Origin of the sequence: Paenibacillus baekrokdamisoli (assembly GCF_003945345.1) — a bacterium.
Lineage (GTDB): Bacteria > Bacillota > Bacilli > Paenibacillales > Paenibacillaceae > Paenibacillus_Z > Paenibacillus_Z baekrokdamisoli.
This window is the reverse complement of record NZ_AP019308.1, coordinates 2,125,086-2,139,513: the sequence shown is the minus strand read 5'-3', so window position 1 is coordinate 2,139,513 and position 14,428 is coordinate 2,125,086. Positions and strand designations below refer to the sequence as shown.

Sequence of the window (14,428 nt, the reverse complement as noted above, 5' to 3'; positions counted from 1 at the left end):
TTTTAGGATTGATTCCAAGCTACTCGTAAATGCCCCCAGTCGACTTGTGCTTGCTCACCAGGTACGGTCGCAAACCGTTCCGTGGCGTTCGAAGTGACGATGGGTTTCAGCGGTCTGATGAAGTAGCGAAGGGTAGTTACACTACCGTTGTATCCTTGTCTTTGATCTCATCGAAGATGACCACTGCGTTCAGGCATCCCTCTTCCATACGCTGACGAACATATTGTAGAGGAGATGCCTATGCAGCAGCTCCTCTTTTCTATTGAAGTAACGTGCAGTTTTGAATGGAGTTAGCTTAATTATGGCAAACAGTTTCATGGTGTAAGACCTGAAATTCCAACAGGTTATATTGATGGCACAAAGGATGGATTTAATACCACGAAAGAGATAAAAGTTCCAAAAAGTCAATATGTTCTTGACGGCGACATTTTCATTGTAGAAGAAAATAAGCAGATAGTTGCTTGCGCAGGTGCGTTTATTAAAGAAGACATGCCTTATTGTTTCTATAAGGATTGTAAATATGGCTTTGTCGGTGAACAAGAAATTCGAACGGTAAGGTTACTTGCCTGTCATAATGCACATCATTTATATCAATCAATCGGTTTTAACGGAATGGATGAGAGGGTTTTGCATATTTGAACGATTGTTGAGCTAACAGAAAACGTTAACGGGAATTGGGACGGGCTTAATGCTTTTAGTAGGAATCCTGGTTAAAAAGTACGAGTAATTTAGGTCGAACGCACTGAAAATCGGTTTTCTCTGCGAAATATTAACTATGACGAGAGTAGGTTAATAGGAAGAGCTTGGGGGCATCTGTATGGAACCGATCATCAAAGAGAAACCAAAGAAACGATTTTCGTGGAAAAAAGCTATTATTGCCGCACTTCTGGCGGGAGGCCTATTCGCCGCCGCAGGTTGGGCTGTATTTGGCGTGATGGTTGCAAGGCAAGATATTACACTGCTCGGGAAGCCGCTGCCTGCCGCAACGATTATATATGATCAGAATGAGAAGGAAGCGAGCCGGATTTCGCTGAACACGTTCGAGGCCGTGAGCTATGACAGATTGCCGAAGCACCTGGTTGATGCGGTGGTAGCTGTGGAGGATAAACGATTCTTCGAGCATGACGGGATGGATATATGGGGAATAGGACGTGCTCTTTTTACAAACCTGACGAATGGGAAAACCGTACAGGGCGCGAGTACGATTACGCAGCAGCTGGCTAAAAACGTCTTTTTATCCCAAGAGCGAACGTGGACACGGAAATGGAACGAAGTTCTGCTTGCCAAAAAAATCGAGGGAAATTACGATAAGCAGCAAATTATGGAAAAGTATCTCAATCAAATTTACTTCGGAGAAGGGGCTTGGGGAATCAAGCCGGCGGCAGAGACTTACTTCGGCAAAAGGGTCAATCAGCTAACGCTCTCGGAGTCGGCTATGCTAGCAGGTATCATCAGGGCGCCTTCTGCACTATCTCCTTTCAAACACCCGGAGCAGGCTAAGGATCGCCGCAACGTCGTGCTTCAGCTCATGAAGGAACAAGGTAAAATAAGCGCGAATGTGTACGATTCGTCAATCCTTGAACCGATTAAGCTGCGCAGCTTCAAGCCGATCCGCGGTAAAGCCATCAAATACCCTTATTATGTGGATCAGATCATACGTGAAGCATCTAACCTATACGGTTTGACAGAGAATGAAGTTCTGCATGGTGGATTGCGAATCTATACGACGCTGGATACGAAAATGCAGCAGGCTGCCGAACGTGTTTATGCGCAGGAACTATTGTTTCCTGAAAGCAAAGCGGATCAACTCATCCAAAGCGGCGCCGTTCTGGTCGATCCGCGCGACGGCGGAATTAAAGCGCTGATTGGCGGGCGGGGCAATCAGCCGTTTCGCGGGTTTAACCGCGCCGTGCAGCTGAAGCGTCAGCCCGGTTCCACGATGAAGCCGATCTCGGTATACACGCCGGCCTTTGAGCAAGGCTACAGCCCCGATGATAGGCTTTTGGACGAGCCGGTAGATTTCGGAGGCTATCAACCGAAGAATGCCGGAGGGGCATACCATGGAGAGGTATCGATCTACGATGCGATCGTTCATTCCTACAATGTGCCGGCTGTTCGATTACTGGACGAAATCGGCATCGATGCCGGCATGGATGCAGCTAATCGATTCGGGATCGAGCTCACGGATGCAGACCGTACACTTGGCCTTGCACTAGGCGGCCTGCAGGAAGGTGTTTCACCTTTGGATATGGCCGAAGCTTTCGGTGTGTTTGCCAATGACGGGACTCGGATGCCAGCGCATTCGATTATCCGTATAGAATCCGCCGATGGCGAAATATTGGCAGAAGCTGCTGAGAATACAGGGGAAAAAACGACGGAATCGTCGGTGGCGCATACGATGACGGCTATGCTCGAAGGTGTTGTGCGGGAAGGGACGGGAGAGGCAGCCGCGATTGAGGATCGCCCGGTCGCCGGTAAGACGGGAACAACGGAAATGCCGGGTACCGGAGGAGAAGGGGCCAAAGACAACTGGTTTGTCGGATACACCCCTCAGCTTGTCGGAGCTGTTTGGCTTGGTTACGACCATACGGATGAGAACCATTATTTAACGACGACATCGAAGGCTGCGGCAGCCGTCTTTCAGGAGCTAATGAGTGAGGCGCTTAAAGGCGAGCCGGTCATCGCTTTCCCTAAAGCTCCAGGCATTTCGGAGAAGAAACAGAATAAACCTGAAGAAGACGGCAAGAACGAGGAGAAAAAGTCAAAGCCCGATAAAGGGCGCGAAAAGTTCAATGAAGACCACGGTAAGTCCAATAAAGACCACAATAAGTCCAATAAAGACCACAGTAAGAAAGACGAGGATCGTTCGGAAGGCCGCAAGCACGGAAAACCGAAAGACAAGGACAAAGGCAAGAGAGAGTAAGATAGAGGCATAAAAAACCGACACCCTCAGGAGGCCGGTCATCAGTAGTAGTGGACTGCTCCTAGAGAGGATGACAAACAGCTGCAGAGTGTGCTCAATCACCCTGTCGATCCAATCCAAGCGGGTATCCGCATCTTGCTGATTTGCGGGCGCAGGCGGCGCGAACAGGGAGGGGAGTGGCCTTCGCTTCTTTGCCGAACGGACCGCGCCCGTGATTTGCAAAGAAACGCATATGAACGTCATTACTCGGCATTACCCGGGTGGGACTTAATTTGTCTCTTATCGGGTTCCGCAGCGATAAGCGATGCGGCTGCCATAATGATTCCTCACTCAGTCACATTAGGACGCGCCAGTGCTCTTGATTGAGGTCTGATCGATCATCGCTTTGCCGCCATTGCCGATCCAGGCTTTTTTCCAAGCGTCTTGGACGGCGAGCATGATCACGATATAGAGTAGTGCAACACCGCTTGAGATGAGGAAGCCGGGTGTATTGGAACCGCTGGAGAGCTTCAGGTTGCCGAGAATTTTCGGCAGGAAGTGGAGAAGTGACTTTTATGAGAAACCATTTTCTCGGGATAAGATTCAGGGAAAAGTTGTTGGCTGGATACCTCAGATACAAAGTCAATAAGGCAAGCAAATGCGTCTGTATCCAGTAAAAATGCAAATACCGTTATTCCTAGAACTCTTCCAAAAAGCACCGGAGACAACACAAGCAACTGGAATTATTATTTATCTTCTGTTAACTCTAATCAGACGTTAGCAGCAACAGCCACTTCTAAAAAAGAATTGGCAGTTACACGTAATTACCAACAATCAACAGGGATAACCAATTCCAAATCCGCATGTGGGCCAACAACTGGTGCAATGATTGTAAACTATTATAAGTCGCAAGGTTATAATGTAAGAAATAATACATATTATGGTAGTAATGCCGGGTTGGTTAACCACATTTATGGTGAGATGAATTCTGGAATATTAGGAACAACATTAGTTCAAGAGCTATATTAATTATAATAGGCCCCTTCTGCTATTTGTTACGATTACTATGTTTCAGATGACTCATATGTAAATTATCACTTTGTTGCTGCAATTGGCTACGAAGTCAAGGCGGATGATTCAAAATATTTTGGAATCAAAGACCCTGATAACGGTGCAACAAATACCTCTACAGTTTGGTTGAACTGGATGACCCAAGCTCCCAACTTTGCTATCCACCTAACTTGGTCCTGCTAATACTGCGATAATGAAAGGATAATAGGTGAAAAAGAAAACTTTACTGATATCGATAACTACGACCCTGTTATTTAATCTTATCATAGTATTTTTGGTGGATCTAATTACTACTAAAATGACACCAGGAAGAGCAATATCAGGTAATGGCAATCCAGCAATAATACTGTGGTTTCTCGAAATTCCCTGTTATTTGTTGCTTCTTGCAGGGATATTCATTTTAATCAGAAAAGAACAATATTTTGCTAAAGGAAAAGCTGTTTTTCCATTCGTTTTTCTTTTATTATTTGGGTTAAGTCTCTATCTCCAATATATTCACGCTATTGATATTTATAAGACACTGAATAATTTAATCGACCGTTTTGGAGTAATTAACCAATATACAAATACTGTTTTTATTAATTACTACTCTTTTTTTAGTGGAATTTTTGGACTACTGTCAATCTTTCAAAGGTACTTGCCAAGGGCGCGTTGATCGTCGCTTTTAGGTGACAGACGAGCTTCTTGAGAATGGCCGTGTTCAATTCTGAATACGGCCATTGACCATAATCCTGAGTGTAATTTCTCGGTTACAGTGTATGCATCAAACAGCCCCACCATGCGGTCATGATGAGGGCTGTTTAACTGTAGTTATTGTTGTTTAAAGACGCGGCAAACGATCGGCTGCGTTGTTCTTTGGATGACATAAGGCAACCTCCTCTAAGTTTCGGTTGCTCTCATCTTCTCACGGACTTAGACAAGCTTGAAGGTGGACAAGGCTTGACTCTTACCAATATATCAACTGGATTAAATCCCTGTTTTATAATGATCAGTAATCTTCACGCATAAAAATAGCTCAGTTCCTGGATATAGCTCACCTAAAGCTTTCACTATGAACCCACATGAAAGATAAAAGTTAACTGCGTCTTTATCCGTTTCAGCTTCAATAGTAGTAATGGCTTGTAACATGCAATTTTAAGTTAACGGATGAAGAAAAGGAATTCGTTTCTGATTTTGTACTGAGTTCAGAACATCATCGATTAGTATTCTTGTACAACGAAACCCATCATTGTTGGATCATAAGAGAATCAGCAGCTATCCCTGTCGTCCGTCCAGAAAAGCGCTTCGAAGTCTTTGCCCCAGATGGCAATCGGAGAAAATGGGGTTTGACCAAAGAAGAAGCGATTGCTAACGGGCAGGATAGTTCCAATATGTGGTACTATTATTGATATAAATAGGGGACTTCTGATGGGTGATTTTATGGATTTTTTAAATGGGCTAGAGATAGGCGTAATGTGCGCCTTAGCGATACTTTTTGGGATATATGTTGCTGCAAAACGAAAGAGAAACCGTAAAAGTTCCATAGATGCTTGCGCTACGGCGAAAAACGAAGGGCAGCTTCATTACGTTAAAGGGCAGATTAGTATATTGGTGAGGGGGCAACCTTATGTACGAAAGATTACTTTTAGCAAGTGGAATGCCGCTTTTAATTATTTTTGGTTATCCTGCTCTTATGAAGACTGATAGTCCTGAATATTACAGGTACGTCAGTTTTATGGGGCTCACTCTAATTTGTATATATTTTTTTATTAGATATAGACGTAATAAAAGAAAAGATTAAGCTAACGAGGAACTTTAGTTGAATAATGAACATTGATGAGCAGGCACTACGGTAGCCTGATTTTTTCATTGAAGTAACGGGCAGAATAATTCAACCATTCAATGTTTTAGTAAAAGTGCTCCACGTGCTAAAATTAAATACAATCAAATAATCAAATGCGTGGGGGAAAAATGAACTATCCGAGGAATGGCTTACGAATAAGAACAGAATCGGGAGTGCATCCCGAAGTCAAACGAGCCTGTCTCGAATTTGCCAAGTGGCTGCGAACAGAATACAATTTCCCAATACGAGTGGTCGTCTATTTAAAAAGAGATTATCAAATCAAAAACAGATACACAAAAGAGCTTGTATCTGCAACATTCTTTGCACCATATGACAAGAACGAAGAACCCTATATAAGAGTTGCCACAGGAGATTATTTGGAAATGGTAGATGATCGTGGGCAAGATAATACCTTGGCTGCAATTTTGGGTTCAATTGTACATGAACTGGGTCATTATTATCAATGGCTGGACGACCAAGAGCTTGATGAGGAAGGCGCAGATGAGTGTCGTGAGGAAATAATTGAGGAATATGAGTCTACACGAGAACATCCATAACAGTAATCCGTTCAACTACCATGAAAATTAAAAGCTGGGAGTCGAAGAAAAGAGCAGCACTAAAGAAGACGCGTCTCTTTGATTTTTTAAAAATATGAAGCGCCTAGGATATTGGTGATCCGTGGATCAGGAGACTTCCGAAATGGTAACGTTGTAGCCTAAAGTTTCGAGTCTTCGAACCGAATTCCGTACAATAGCTCCAAGTTTTTGTTTATCAAAATAATCTTCACCTAAGTCTACATACATTTCTTTTCTTGTCAGCAGATAATAAGCGATTCTCAGCATGGCATGGGCCACAACAACAGCTGCTCTTTTTCTGCCTTTTCGTGCTAATGTTCGTCTGTACATAGCGCCAAGATAGTTTTTTGAAGCACCTACGGAGTGTGCGGCTTCTGTTAAGGCAGATTTTAAATATTTGTTTCCTTTCTTTCCTTTAGAGGATTTCCGTTTGCCTGCACTCTCATTATGTCCAGGTACGAGTGCTGCCCAAGAACATAAGTGAGCCGCACTTGGAAACTGTTCTTTAATGTTTGTTCCTATTTCAGCTAAGATTTGTTCAGCCATTCGAGTGGCAATTCCAGGGATAGAGTCTAATCGCTCGATGTCTTCTTGATCTGAAATAACTCTCTGGGCAACCTCTTGATCTAACCTCTCAATTTGTTCGGTGAGGAAGTCAATGTGACCTAAAATGGTTTTAAGCATCATGCGTTGATGAGGATTAACGTAACCTCGAAGAGCGAGCTCAAGTTCATCTTTCTTCTTTTTCAGCGTTCGCCGAGCGAAGCTTGCTAATTTCTCCGGATCTTCTTCACCGTCTGCGATGGCGTGAAGCATGTCCTTAGATGAGACACCCATAATATCTGAAACCACAGACCCAAGCTTGATATTTGCTCCTTCTAACACTTTTTGAATCCGATTATGTTGTCTAGCTCGTTCTTCAATGATGCTTCGGCGATAACGAACTAGTTCTCGCAGTTCCCTTTGGTAACGGTTCGGAATGAAGCTTGCCTTTAGCAGCCCATGACGAAGAAGTTGGGCTATCCATTCCGCATCTTTCACATCCGTTTTACGTCCGGGGAGAGCTTTCATATGCTGAGCATTTACAACTAAAAATTCAATATCTTCAGCTTCTAATAGGTTAACTATTGGCTTCCAGAATACGCCTGTACTCTCCATCGCTACGTGGGTACAACCATGCTTTTTAATCCAGTCAATTAATTGGAGTAGAAATACGGTTTTAGTAGAGAACGTTTGAATCTCCTTTCCTTCGGGTGTCATTGTACATGCAGTAATGGAATCCTTATGAACATCCATGCCACATGCGCGCTCAATGAGTATATCCATTGAAATTGTCCTTTCTACGGCTTTGAATATTGGGGGCTGGTGCAACAACCAAAATAGGATTAATCTACCATGAGTGCTTCCCGAAGGAGCGACATTCTGTGATGCACCGTGGTCGGTGGAGTCAGACTAACGGATGGGCTCTAAGGCACCATAGTTGATCGACCTTCCTCACCCAGCCGTAGTAGAAGTATTGACGGATTTCATCCATTTTCATCCTCTGTGGTGCAGCGCTGGTCTTGCGCTGCATGAATGGCTAACGGGACACTATAGTTGAACAGAGCAGATCACAACAGTGGTCTGCTTTTTCATTGAAGTAACGGGCAGTTTAACGCAACATTCATTTAATTTTCGCGCCCGGAATAAATGTAGCATGGCGAGATGGTCACCTATGCTCAGCATTTTTCTGTTCCGGAGTCTACATGAAGTCAACAAGCGATTTTGAACTCCCCCATTAAAAGGAATTATCATTTCAACAAGGAATTAACAATGTAAGGAATCGCCAAGAAAGGAAGAGTATACTGGAATCAATGGTGGATTTGCAACGAATGAAGGCGTTGATATACCAATATGGATTACGAATGTCGAATGATTCATGGGAGGCTGAAGATTTAACGCAAGACACGCTGTTAAAGGTTCATCGTATCCTAGAAGCAAATCCTCTAAAACAAATTTCGAAGGCGTACTTATTCCGTGCTGTAAGCAATGCTTGGAAGGATAAATGGAAGCGTAATAAAGGTCATTTGCGGATGCTAGACAATTCTGTGCCAGAAGTGTCTATAAACGATGAGGGGCTGACGACGAGAGAGCTGTTGGAAGTACTGGCTCATCGGCTATCCCCTAGATCTATGGTAATTCTGTTGTTGAGGGATGTTTTTGATTTCACTGCAAAAGAGACGGCAATCTTTCTGTCCTCTACCGAAGATGCTGTACAAGTTGCTCTTAGTCGTGCGCGGGTCAGGTTGAAAAAGATTGCCTTACAATCGAAGGTGGGAGAGGATCGTTCGGGATCAAACGATTCATCTGAGCAGTGGTTGCCTCGTGATTTCGACGAATTGGTCTATGCGTTCCGTAGACGAGATCCGAAGGCAATTTGCCGTGCATATGTAGGACTCGCAAAGCGAAGGGTACGTATTAGCAGGTTACTATGGGTGAATGGCAAACTTGCTTTCTATATGGAAGATCCAGATGGAAACAGATTTATGATAACGGAATAATTTTTTCGTGGAGGATGTTTGGTTTCTATCAAGAACGTCGTTTATTGAGTGTAGAAAATATTCATTATATTGGAGGCAGCAAAAATGGGAGTGCAAACATTAGGTTCAGTATTTGTACGTGTGACCAGTCTAGAGAATTCGATTCCATTCTATTCCGCTCTTGGGTTGAGATGCCGTGGAATCGAGAATTGGGACCCTGGTCGTGGAGCAACGTTTTTCTTCACCCAGGATCAAGGCGGCTGGCCGCTACTGACCTTAGTTGAATCCGAGCAAGTTCAAGTTTTGGATTACCACAGCTACAATCTTAATGCGACAAATGTAAGGGAAATGTATAGAGATTTGGATCTTAGCGGGTACAAGTTAAAGCCGATCGTGGAGTGGACCTCGCCATGGAATCATCATATTATGTTTGATGTGTGCGATCCCGACGGTCACGTTATTAATATTATTGAAGTCATACCAATAGAAAGCAAAGCATTAGAGCTTTGATGACCATTTTTAGCTGGAGCGATTTACGCCGATATTGAGGTTTTGTTATTAATTACAGGATAACTTCGTGTCGAATTCTACGACATAAAGTTGTCCTGTTCTTTGTGTAAAAGAAGTTCATCCATTCTAAAGCAATTCTCTGAAGTCTTTTCCGGGGTTCTATTACGCTCCCATGAAAATTAAATCCGCAGTTGCAGAAAAAGACAGCACTAAAGAAGACGCAGCTTATTGGTTTTTTAAAAAGGCGCAGCACCTGAAATGAAGAATATGGTTATCTTAGAGGAGGATTAGGAGACTTCTTCGATGGGAAATCGACGACCCACTGTAGTCTTTGTTACGCTAACGGAAAACGATAGTAGAGGAGCTTGCAGTGATGTGGCTCCTCTTTTCTTATTGAAGTAACGGGCAGATTAGGTCAATAGGAAAACATTTACATACGAACAAATGTTTGATAACATAGGCGAAGAGCTATTAGCCCTAAACTACTACATTTAAAAGGAGAATCCGTTTGGAAGAGAATTTTATTGAAGGTATTGAATACACGGAAATTCCAGTTTCGGATCTTGAAATAGCTTTAGATTGGTATCGCAATAAATTAGGGGCAAAGGTTTTATTCCAAAACACAGAATTGGTGGCAGTTAACTTTATAACAGGTCCTAGTCTGTTTTTGGTTAAAACGAATGATCAAACAACATCTACCTTTCTCGTAAATGGGGAAGATCATTACTCCATTGGATTCAAAGTGAAAAACATAGAAGGATTTCATAATTACTTAAAAGGATTAGGAACAAAAGTCAATGAAATTAAAGACGAAGGGGTTATTGGTAAGTTCTTTACTTTTTATGATCCGTTCGGAAATATGTTTGATGTTCATCAGTCTCGAGCTTCCAAAAAAGACTGAGGGGCACTAGTCTTTGTTGAGCAGGCTGCTTTATTGATTCCGTGAATAATCAAAGTAGAATATTTCTTCCAACTCATATTGCAAGGAGAGAGGTTTATGCAGAACAATCAAATCGAGATCGTTACTCTTGAGGAGAAGCATTTTGTCGGAGTTCCCGTAACAAATGTTTTCAAAAGGGTTGAGCCGGAAAGCATAAAAGAAGCACATCAAGTATTTCTTGCTAGAAAAAGCGAAATTAAAGAGATTATGAATCCGCACGTATATGTATGTCCTCATTTTGCGAACGATGTACTTTTTACTTACATCTACTGTATGGAAGTAACAAGAATTGAGGATGTTCCGAAAGGCATGATTGGATTCAGTGTACCAAGTCAACGTTATGCCAAGGTAAGATCAATAGATCAAGATCCTTATGCGCTAATTAAATCTTTTTTACAAGAAAAAAGTTTGGATAATAATCCAAGATCGCTTGCACTTGAAGTATTCAGATTTGGAGAAGAACAACACTTTAATAACGCCGATATTTTTGTGCCGATACTTCGAGAAGCGTGAGGAACTTTAAACTTCCATGAAAATTAAATTAACGGGAAACGATTACGGAGGAGCTTGCTATGTAGTAGCTCCTTTTTTGTTTGTTGAAGTTACGGGCAGTTTAGCGTGGTCGCGGTACCATCTCTGGGACTTCTTGAAGTAGGGGCAAGAATATAGTAATAAGCATGAAAAAGCAGGCAATCCAATCCAATCCTTTAAAGTCGGTTAGCTGCTTTATTTGTCAACACACTCCCCTTAAGTTCTTCGCCCGCCAAATCGTGATGACATTTCCGTCCGGGTCATAGAGGTCAAAGTGCCAGCCACATTCGCCTTCTTCGATAATAGGATCCAATCGAACACCTTTTTCTTGCATGTACGCATAGTGTTCGTTAATTTGATCGGTGAAATAGGCAGTGTGCGGCAGCAGTTTTCCGTTCACCGTATTCTGGACCACGGGCCCATCCATACGTAACAGATGAAGATCCGGCTGAAGAATGGCGTGCGTGTTCATTCTGAAGTAAAATGAAAATTAATAACTTGGGATAGGGGATAAACGATGACGGCATCAGAAGTTGTAAGGATTTTTTTTGAAAAAGTACGTTCAGGTCGTGATCCCGATGCGGCACATAATTATATGGCAGAATGTATTTTGGCCCATCAGGTTACATCGGAAAATGAGGTAACTGTAGAGCGGTCCCCAACTAACTATGCAGATCATGTCCGAGAAATGATTGAAGCTTACGGTTCATTCAGCATTAATATTCAAGAGTTACTGGCTCAAGATAATCGAGTCTATGTAAAATGGAAACAAGTTGGGACTCACATCGGAGTAGTGGACGGTTTTTTACCAACTGGAAAACCAATCGTGGAGATCGCAAGTGCAGTCTATCGTGTTGAAGATGGAAAAATCATTGAATATTGGATCCAGATTGACCGCGAAGGGATACGTATTCAATTGGAACGCAACGCTAGAGCGTAATCTGAATCGAATAAGACCTTTAAGAAGGCGGAGGATAATTACCAATCATAGCATTTACTACAGCCGAGTGAGAACAGTAGAGTTCTTATTCTGAAATGGGATTTATGTTGTTATTTGTATATCCAATGCCGAAGGGGTGTTCTCGATATGAAAGTTATCAAAAGTTTTTTTCTTGTAGTAGTGAGCTTGCTTGGCGAACTATGGACGGGATATTTCAACAGAAGCTCTGAATTCTATGATAAACATACCGCTACCAAAACAAAAACGGGTTATGTTTTCTTTGTAACGCTTGCCACCCTTGTAACAATTAGTGCAGCCGCTTGGTTGTGTTTAAGGATATATTGATATCCTTTGCATATTCCTTATTGCCCAAAGATTCGCGGTTCCTTTCGGTGCTTTTATAACGGGTTATTGCATAAAATCTGTTGAAATCGAAGTGCAGCGAGCGAGGGATAAAAATGCGTTATCTTGATGAAATGGCCCAGCTTGTACGTCCTTTTCTACCCCCACATGCTGAATTGGTTTATTTGCAAGAGCAGCATAACCAGCCAGCTATCCTGCTAGCGGATATTGATGGTGACGGTCAAGTAGAGCTCATAGCAGGCTATAAGGATAAGGGCGAGATGTACCTAATAGTTTTGAAACTGATTAACGGTAGGTGGAGGAAACTCTCAACGTTTAAAGGCAGTGGATATAACCTTACTTATTTGTTAGCGGCACCTCTTATTGATAGTCACGTGCAAACCATTATTGCAGGATGGCAGTTCGGAAGTATATGGTCAGAGCTGGATCTCCTACAGTGGCAAAATGGAAAATTCGAGCATCTGATTCCAAGCGGCACTTATTTCAGCAAACTAGAAGTCGAAGATATGCCCAGCACGCAGGGGAGAGACGGTCGATATGAAATTGCCCTATGGAAGCATGATACAGGTGATGCGTACCAGATAGAGATTTATCGATGGAGTCCACAAGGGCTTGCCATTGCGAAGGATGTCTACCCTTATTATTTTCTAAAGGTGATTCCATACTATCAACGACTAATCCAGCAAATGCCGGAATCCGCTCCTTACTGGTATTATCTAGCTGATTCACAGGCGAAAGCAGGTCAGTTACAAGCAGCGCTTCAAACGATAGAGCATGCCTTGAAATTACCGTATGCCTACACAGAGAAGCTGCTCCAGTTGAAGAGGGAGATCCAAATGGGCATCGACCACTAATTAGGCCTGAATGGGCAAGAGCCAAAGAAAAGAGGCTAACCTCGGATTAAGATGATCGCGAGTTTAGCCTTTTGCATATGCTATTTTGTTGATAGGAGTGCAGCTTTAGACAAATCCTTTATGCTTTTCCATTCCTGAAGATGCTTCTCAAGGTTGTCGATTAAGCTGTCCAGATTAGCGTGAAAGCGATCTAGCTCTTCTGGTTTGATATCCTCGTGGGAAATTTTCAACTCTGCAGGTAAGGGGGAGTGAGCGGGAATTAAAGCGATTAATTCCTGTAATTTAGCTTCGATTCCGGGAAATGAAGGTGTTTTCATCTCAGCCGACTCGATTACTATTGCTCCTGCTCCTGCTCCTGCTCCTGTTGTTATTGTTGTTGCTGTTGTTGGAAGCTCGGCTTTCACTTGTTTCTCCGGCTTCACTGGTGCTGCTTTAGGTTCAGCAGGTTTGGCTCTTTCCGCTCTATTCTGTCGATAAACGGACCAGGTCTCAAGAAGATCATTCCCTGATTTATATAATAGCTTGTCCTTCGTGCCAGCAGAAATGTCCTTGTCCTTGAATAATTGACTGATCTTCTTAGCATCACTGACTGGCATCTCGTCTCTAGCGATAATCAAGGCGAGTGGATCTCGATACTCAATAGGCAGGTCCTTGAGTGGCAGCAACTGATCCTCCGTGAGCTTGCCTTGCTTGATCTCTGTTCCGCCGATAATCAATTTCTTCACGGCATTGCTAAATTTCAGTAGCTCACATTTGTTCTTGATGTAGGCTTCAGGCTTGCCGAGCTTGCTGGAGAGGAATTTAGTCGAGCTGCTAAACTTCGTATCATTCAGCAGTTTATTGAAGGCCTCGGCCTCTTCAATCGGCGAGAAGCCTTCTCTGGTTAGATTCTCCGCTATTTGCTCCAAATAAATTTCCATTTCATCTGTAACCGTGGATACGATGCATGGGATTGTCGGGCGGTTTAGCATTTTGCAGGCCTTATATCTGCGATTTCCATAGATGATTTTGTAACGGCCATCTGGTGTGGTTCTTACTTTAATAGGGGATAGTAACCCAAGCTCTTCAATGCTTTTCATTAATTCTTCTAAAGCTTCTTCATCAAATTGATATCTTGGTTGGTCCGTATCTTCATCAACCAAATGCGTAGGAAGTTCGATGATATCCATGGTATGCTCCTGTCATTCGTTAAAATTGCCTTCTCCGTTGTGATGGTCATTTGTTATTATACAGCATGCTCCTAACCCAAGGAAACACTTGACTAATACACCCCGAAGTGTTTAGTATTGTAACAAGTCACATATATAAGGCTATGACCAAAGACATGATTTCCTTTACGGACTGTTCAGAGAGAGAAGTTCCAGCTGTAAGCTTCTCCAGTTCCCGGATGTGAAATTACCC

15 protein-coding genes are annotated in these 14,428 nt (G+C 42.9%); 11 read left to right on the top strand and 4 right to left on the bottom strand.

All coding sequences use genetic code 11. The features are described from left to right. Positions 1-817: 817 nt before the first annotated feature. Both EKN16_RS09460 and EKN16_RS09450 read left to right on the top strand, forming a co-directional pair. Positions 818-2,923, top strand: coding sequence for a transglycosylase domain-containing protein (locus tag EKN16_RS09460; RefSeq protein WP_125655752.1), 2,106 nt, complete (start codon positions 818-820; stop codon positions 2,921-2,923). Positions 2,924-4,181: 1,258 nt separating this feature from the next. Beyond that, the gene (locus EKN16_RS09450) at positions 4,182-4,628 is read left to right on the top strand and encodes a hypothetical protein (RefSeq protein ID WP_125655750.1); all 447 of its coding nucleotides are present in this window, start codon (positions 4,182-4,184) and stop codon (positions 4,626-4,628) included. 311 nt (positions 4,629-4,939) lie between these two features. Here the strand turns inward: EKN16_RS09450 and EKN16_RS32170 are convergent, their stop codons facing one another. Beyond that, a complete protein-coding gene (locus EKN16_RS32170; RefSeq protein ID WP_164522747.1) occupies positions 4,940-5,101 on the bottom strand; it encodes a hypothetical protein in 162 nt (53 codons plus the stop codon). Between the two features lie 279 nt (positions 5,102-5,380). Here EKN16_RS32170 and EKN16_RS09445 point away from each other — a divergent pair, with 279 nt between their 5' ends. Beyond that, positions 5,381-5,656: a hypothetical protein gene (locus tag EKN16_RS09445; protein WP_125655748.1), complete on the top strand. Its 276-nt coding sequence runs from the start codon at positions 5,381-5,383 to the stop codon at positions 5,654-5,656. A 312-nt stretch (positions 5,657-5,968) separates the two neighbouring features. Beyond that, positions 5,969-6,352: a hypothetical protein gene (locus tag EKN16_RS09440; RefSeq protein WP_232016331.1), complete on the top strand. Its 384-nt coding sequence runs from the start codon at positions 5,969-5,971 to the stop codon at positions 6,350-6,352. A 126-nt stretch (positions 6,353-6,478) separates the two neighbouring features. Here EKN16_RS09440 and EKN16_RS09435 read toward each other — a convergent pair whose 3' ends face one another. Further along, positions 6,479-7,696, bottom strand: coding sequence for an IS110 family RNA-guided transposase (locus EKN16_RS09435; RefSeq protein ID WP_125655743.1), 1,218 nt, complete (start codon positions 7,694-7,696; stop codon positions 6,479-6,481). A gap of 527 nt (positions 7,697-8,223) precedes the next feature. Here EKN16_RS09435 and EKN16_RS09430 point away from each other — a divergent pair. The 4 genes from EKN16_RS09430 (at position 8,224) to EKN16_RS09415 (ending at position 10,852) form a co-directional block, all read left to right on the top strand. Beyond that, a complete protein-coding gene (locus EKN16_RS09430) occupies positions 8,224-8,910 on the top strand; it encodes a sigma-70 family RNA polymerase sigma factor (protein ID WP_125655741.1) in 687 nt (228 codons plus the stop codon). A gap of 84 nt (positions 8,911-8,994) precedes the next feature. After that, on the top strand, positions 8,995-9,399 hold the full coding sequence (locus tag EKN16_RS09425) for a VOC family protein (RefSeq protein ID WP_125655739.1): 405 nt from the start codon (positions 8,995-8,997) through the stop codon (positions 9,397-9,399). A gap of 508 nt (positions 9,400-9,907) precedes the next feature. After that, on the top strand, positions 9,908-10,300 hold the full coding sequence (locus EKN16_RS09420) for a VOC family protein (RefSeq protein ID WP_164522745.1): 393 nt from the start codon (positions 9,908-9,910) through the stop codon (positions 10,298-10,300). A 96-nt stretch (positions 10,301-10,396) separates the two neighbouring features. Continuing rightward, positions 10,397-10,852: a GyrI-like domain-containing protein gene (locus tag EKN16_RS09415; protein WP_125655735.1), complete on the top strand. Its 456-nt coding sequence runs from the start codon at positions 10,397-10,399 to the stop codon at positions 10,850-10,852. Positions 10,853-11,072: 220 nt separating this feature from the next. Here EKN16_RS09415 and EKN16_RS09410 read toward each other — a convergent pair whose 3' ends face one another. Beyond that, complete coding sequence (locus EKN16_RS09410) at positions 11,073-11,342, bottom strand: VOC family protein (RefSeq protein WP_331852373.1); 270 nt, start codon at positions 11,340-11,342, stop codon at positions 11,073-11,075. 45 nt (positions 11,343-11,387) lie between these two features. On the opposite strand from EKN16_RS09410, the gene EKN16_RS09405 reads away from it, so the two are divergent. The 3 genes from EKN16_RS09405 to EKN16_RS09395 all read left to right on the top strand — a co-directional run bounded on the left by EKN16_RS09405 (position 11,388) and on the right by EKN16_RS09395 (position 13,027). Then, the gene (locus tag EKN16_RS09405) at positions 11,388-11,810 is read left to right on the top strand and encodes an ester cyclase (protein ID WP_125655731.1); all 423 of its coding nucleotides are present in this window, start codon (positions 11,388-11,390) and stop codon (positions 11,808-11,810) included. Positions 11,811-11,957: 147 nt separating this feature from the next. Next, positions 11,958-12,155, top strand: a complete 198-nt coding sequence (locus EKN16_RS09400; RefSeq protein WP_125655729.1) for a hypothetical protein — start codon at positions 11,958-11,960, stop codon at positions 12,153-12,155. A gap of 113 nt (positions 12,156-12,268) precedes the next feature. Then, positions 12,269-13,027, top strand: a complete 759-nt coding sequence (locus EKN16_RS09395) for a hypothetical protein (protein WP_125655727.1) — start codon at positions 12,269-12,271, stop codon at positions 13,025-13,027. 80 nt (positions 13,028-13,107) lie between these two features. On the opposite strand, the gene EKN16_RS09390 is transcribed toward EKN16_RS09395, so the two are convergent. Continuing rightward, positions 13,108-14,196, bottom strand: coding sequence for a ParB/RepB/Spo0J family partition protein (locus tag EKN16_RS09390; protein WP_125655725.1), 1,089 nt, complete (start codon positions 14,194-14,196; stop codon positions 13,108-13,110). Positions 14,197-14,428 lie beyond the last annotated feature (232 nt).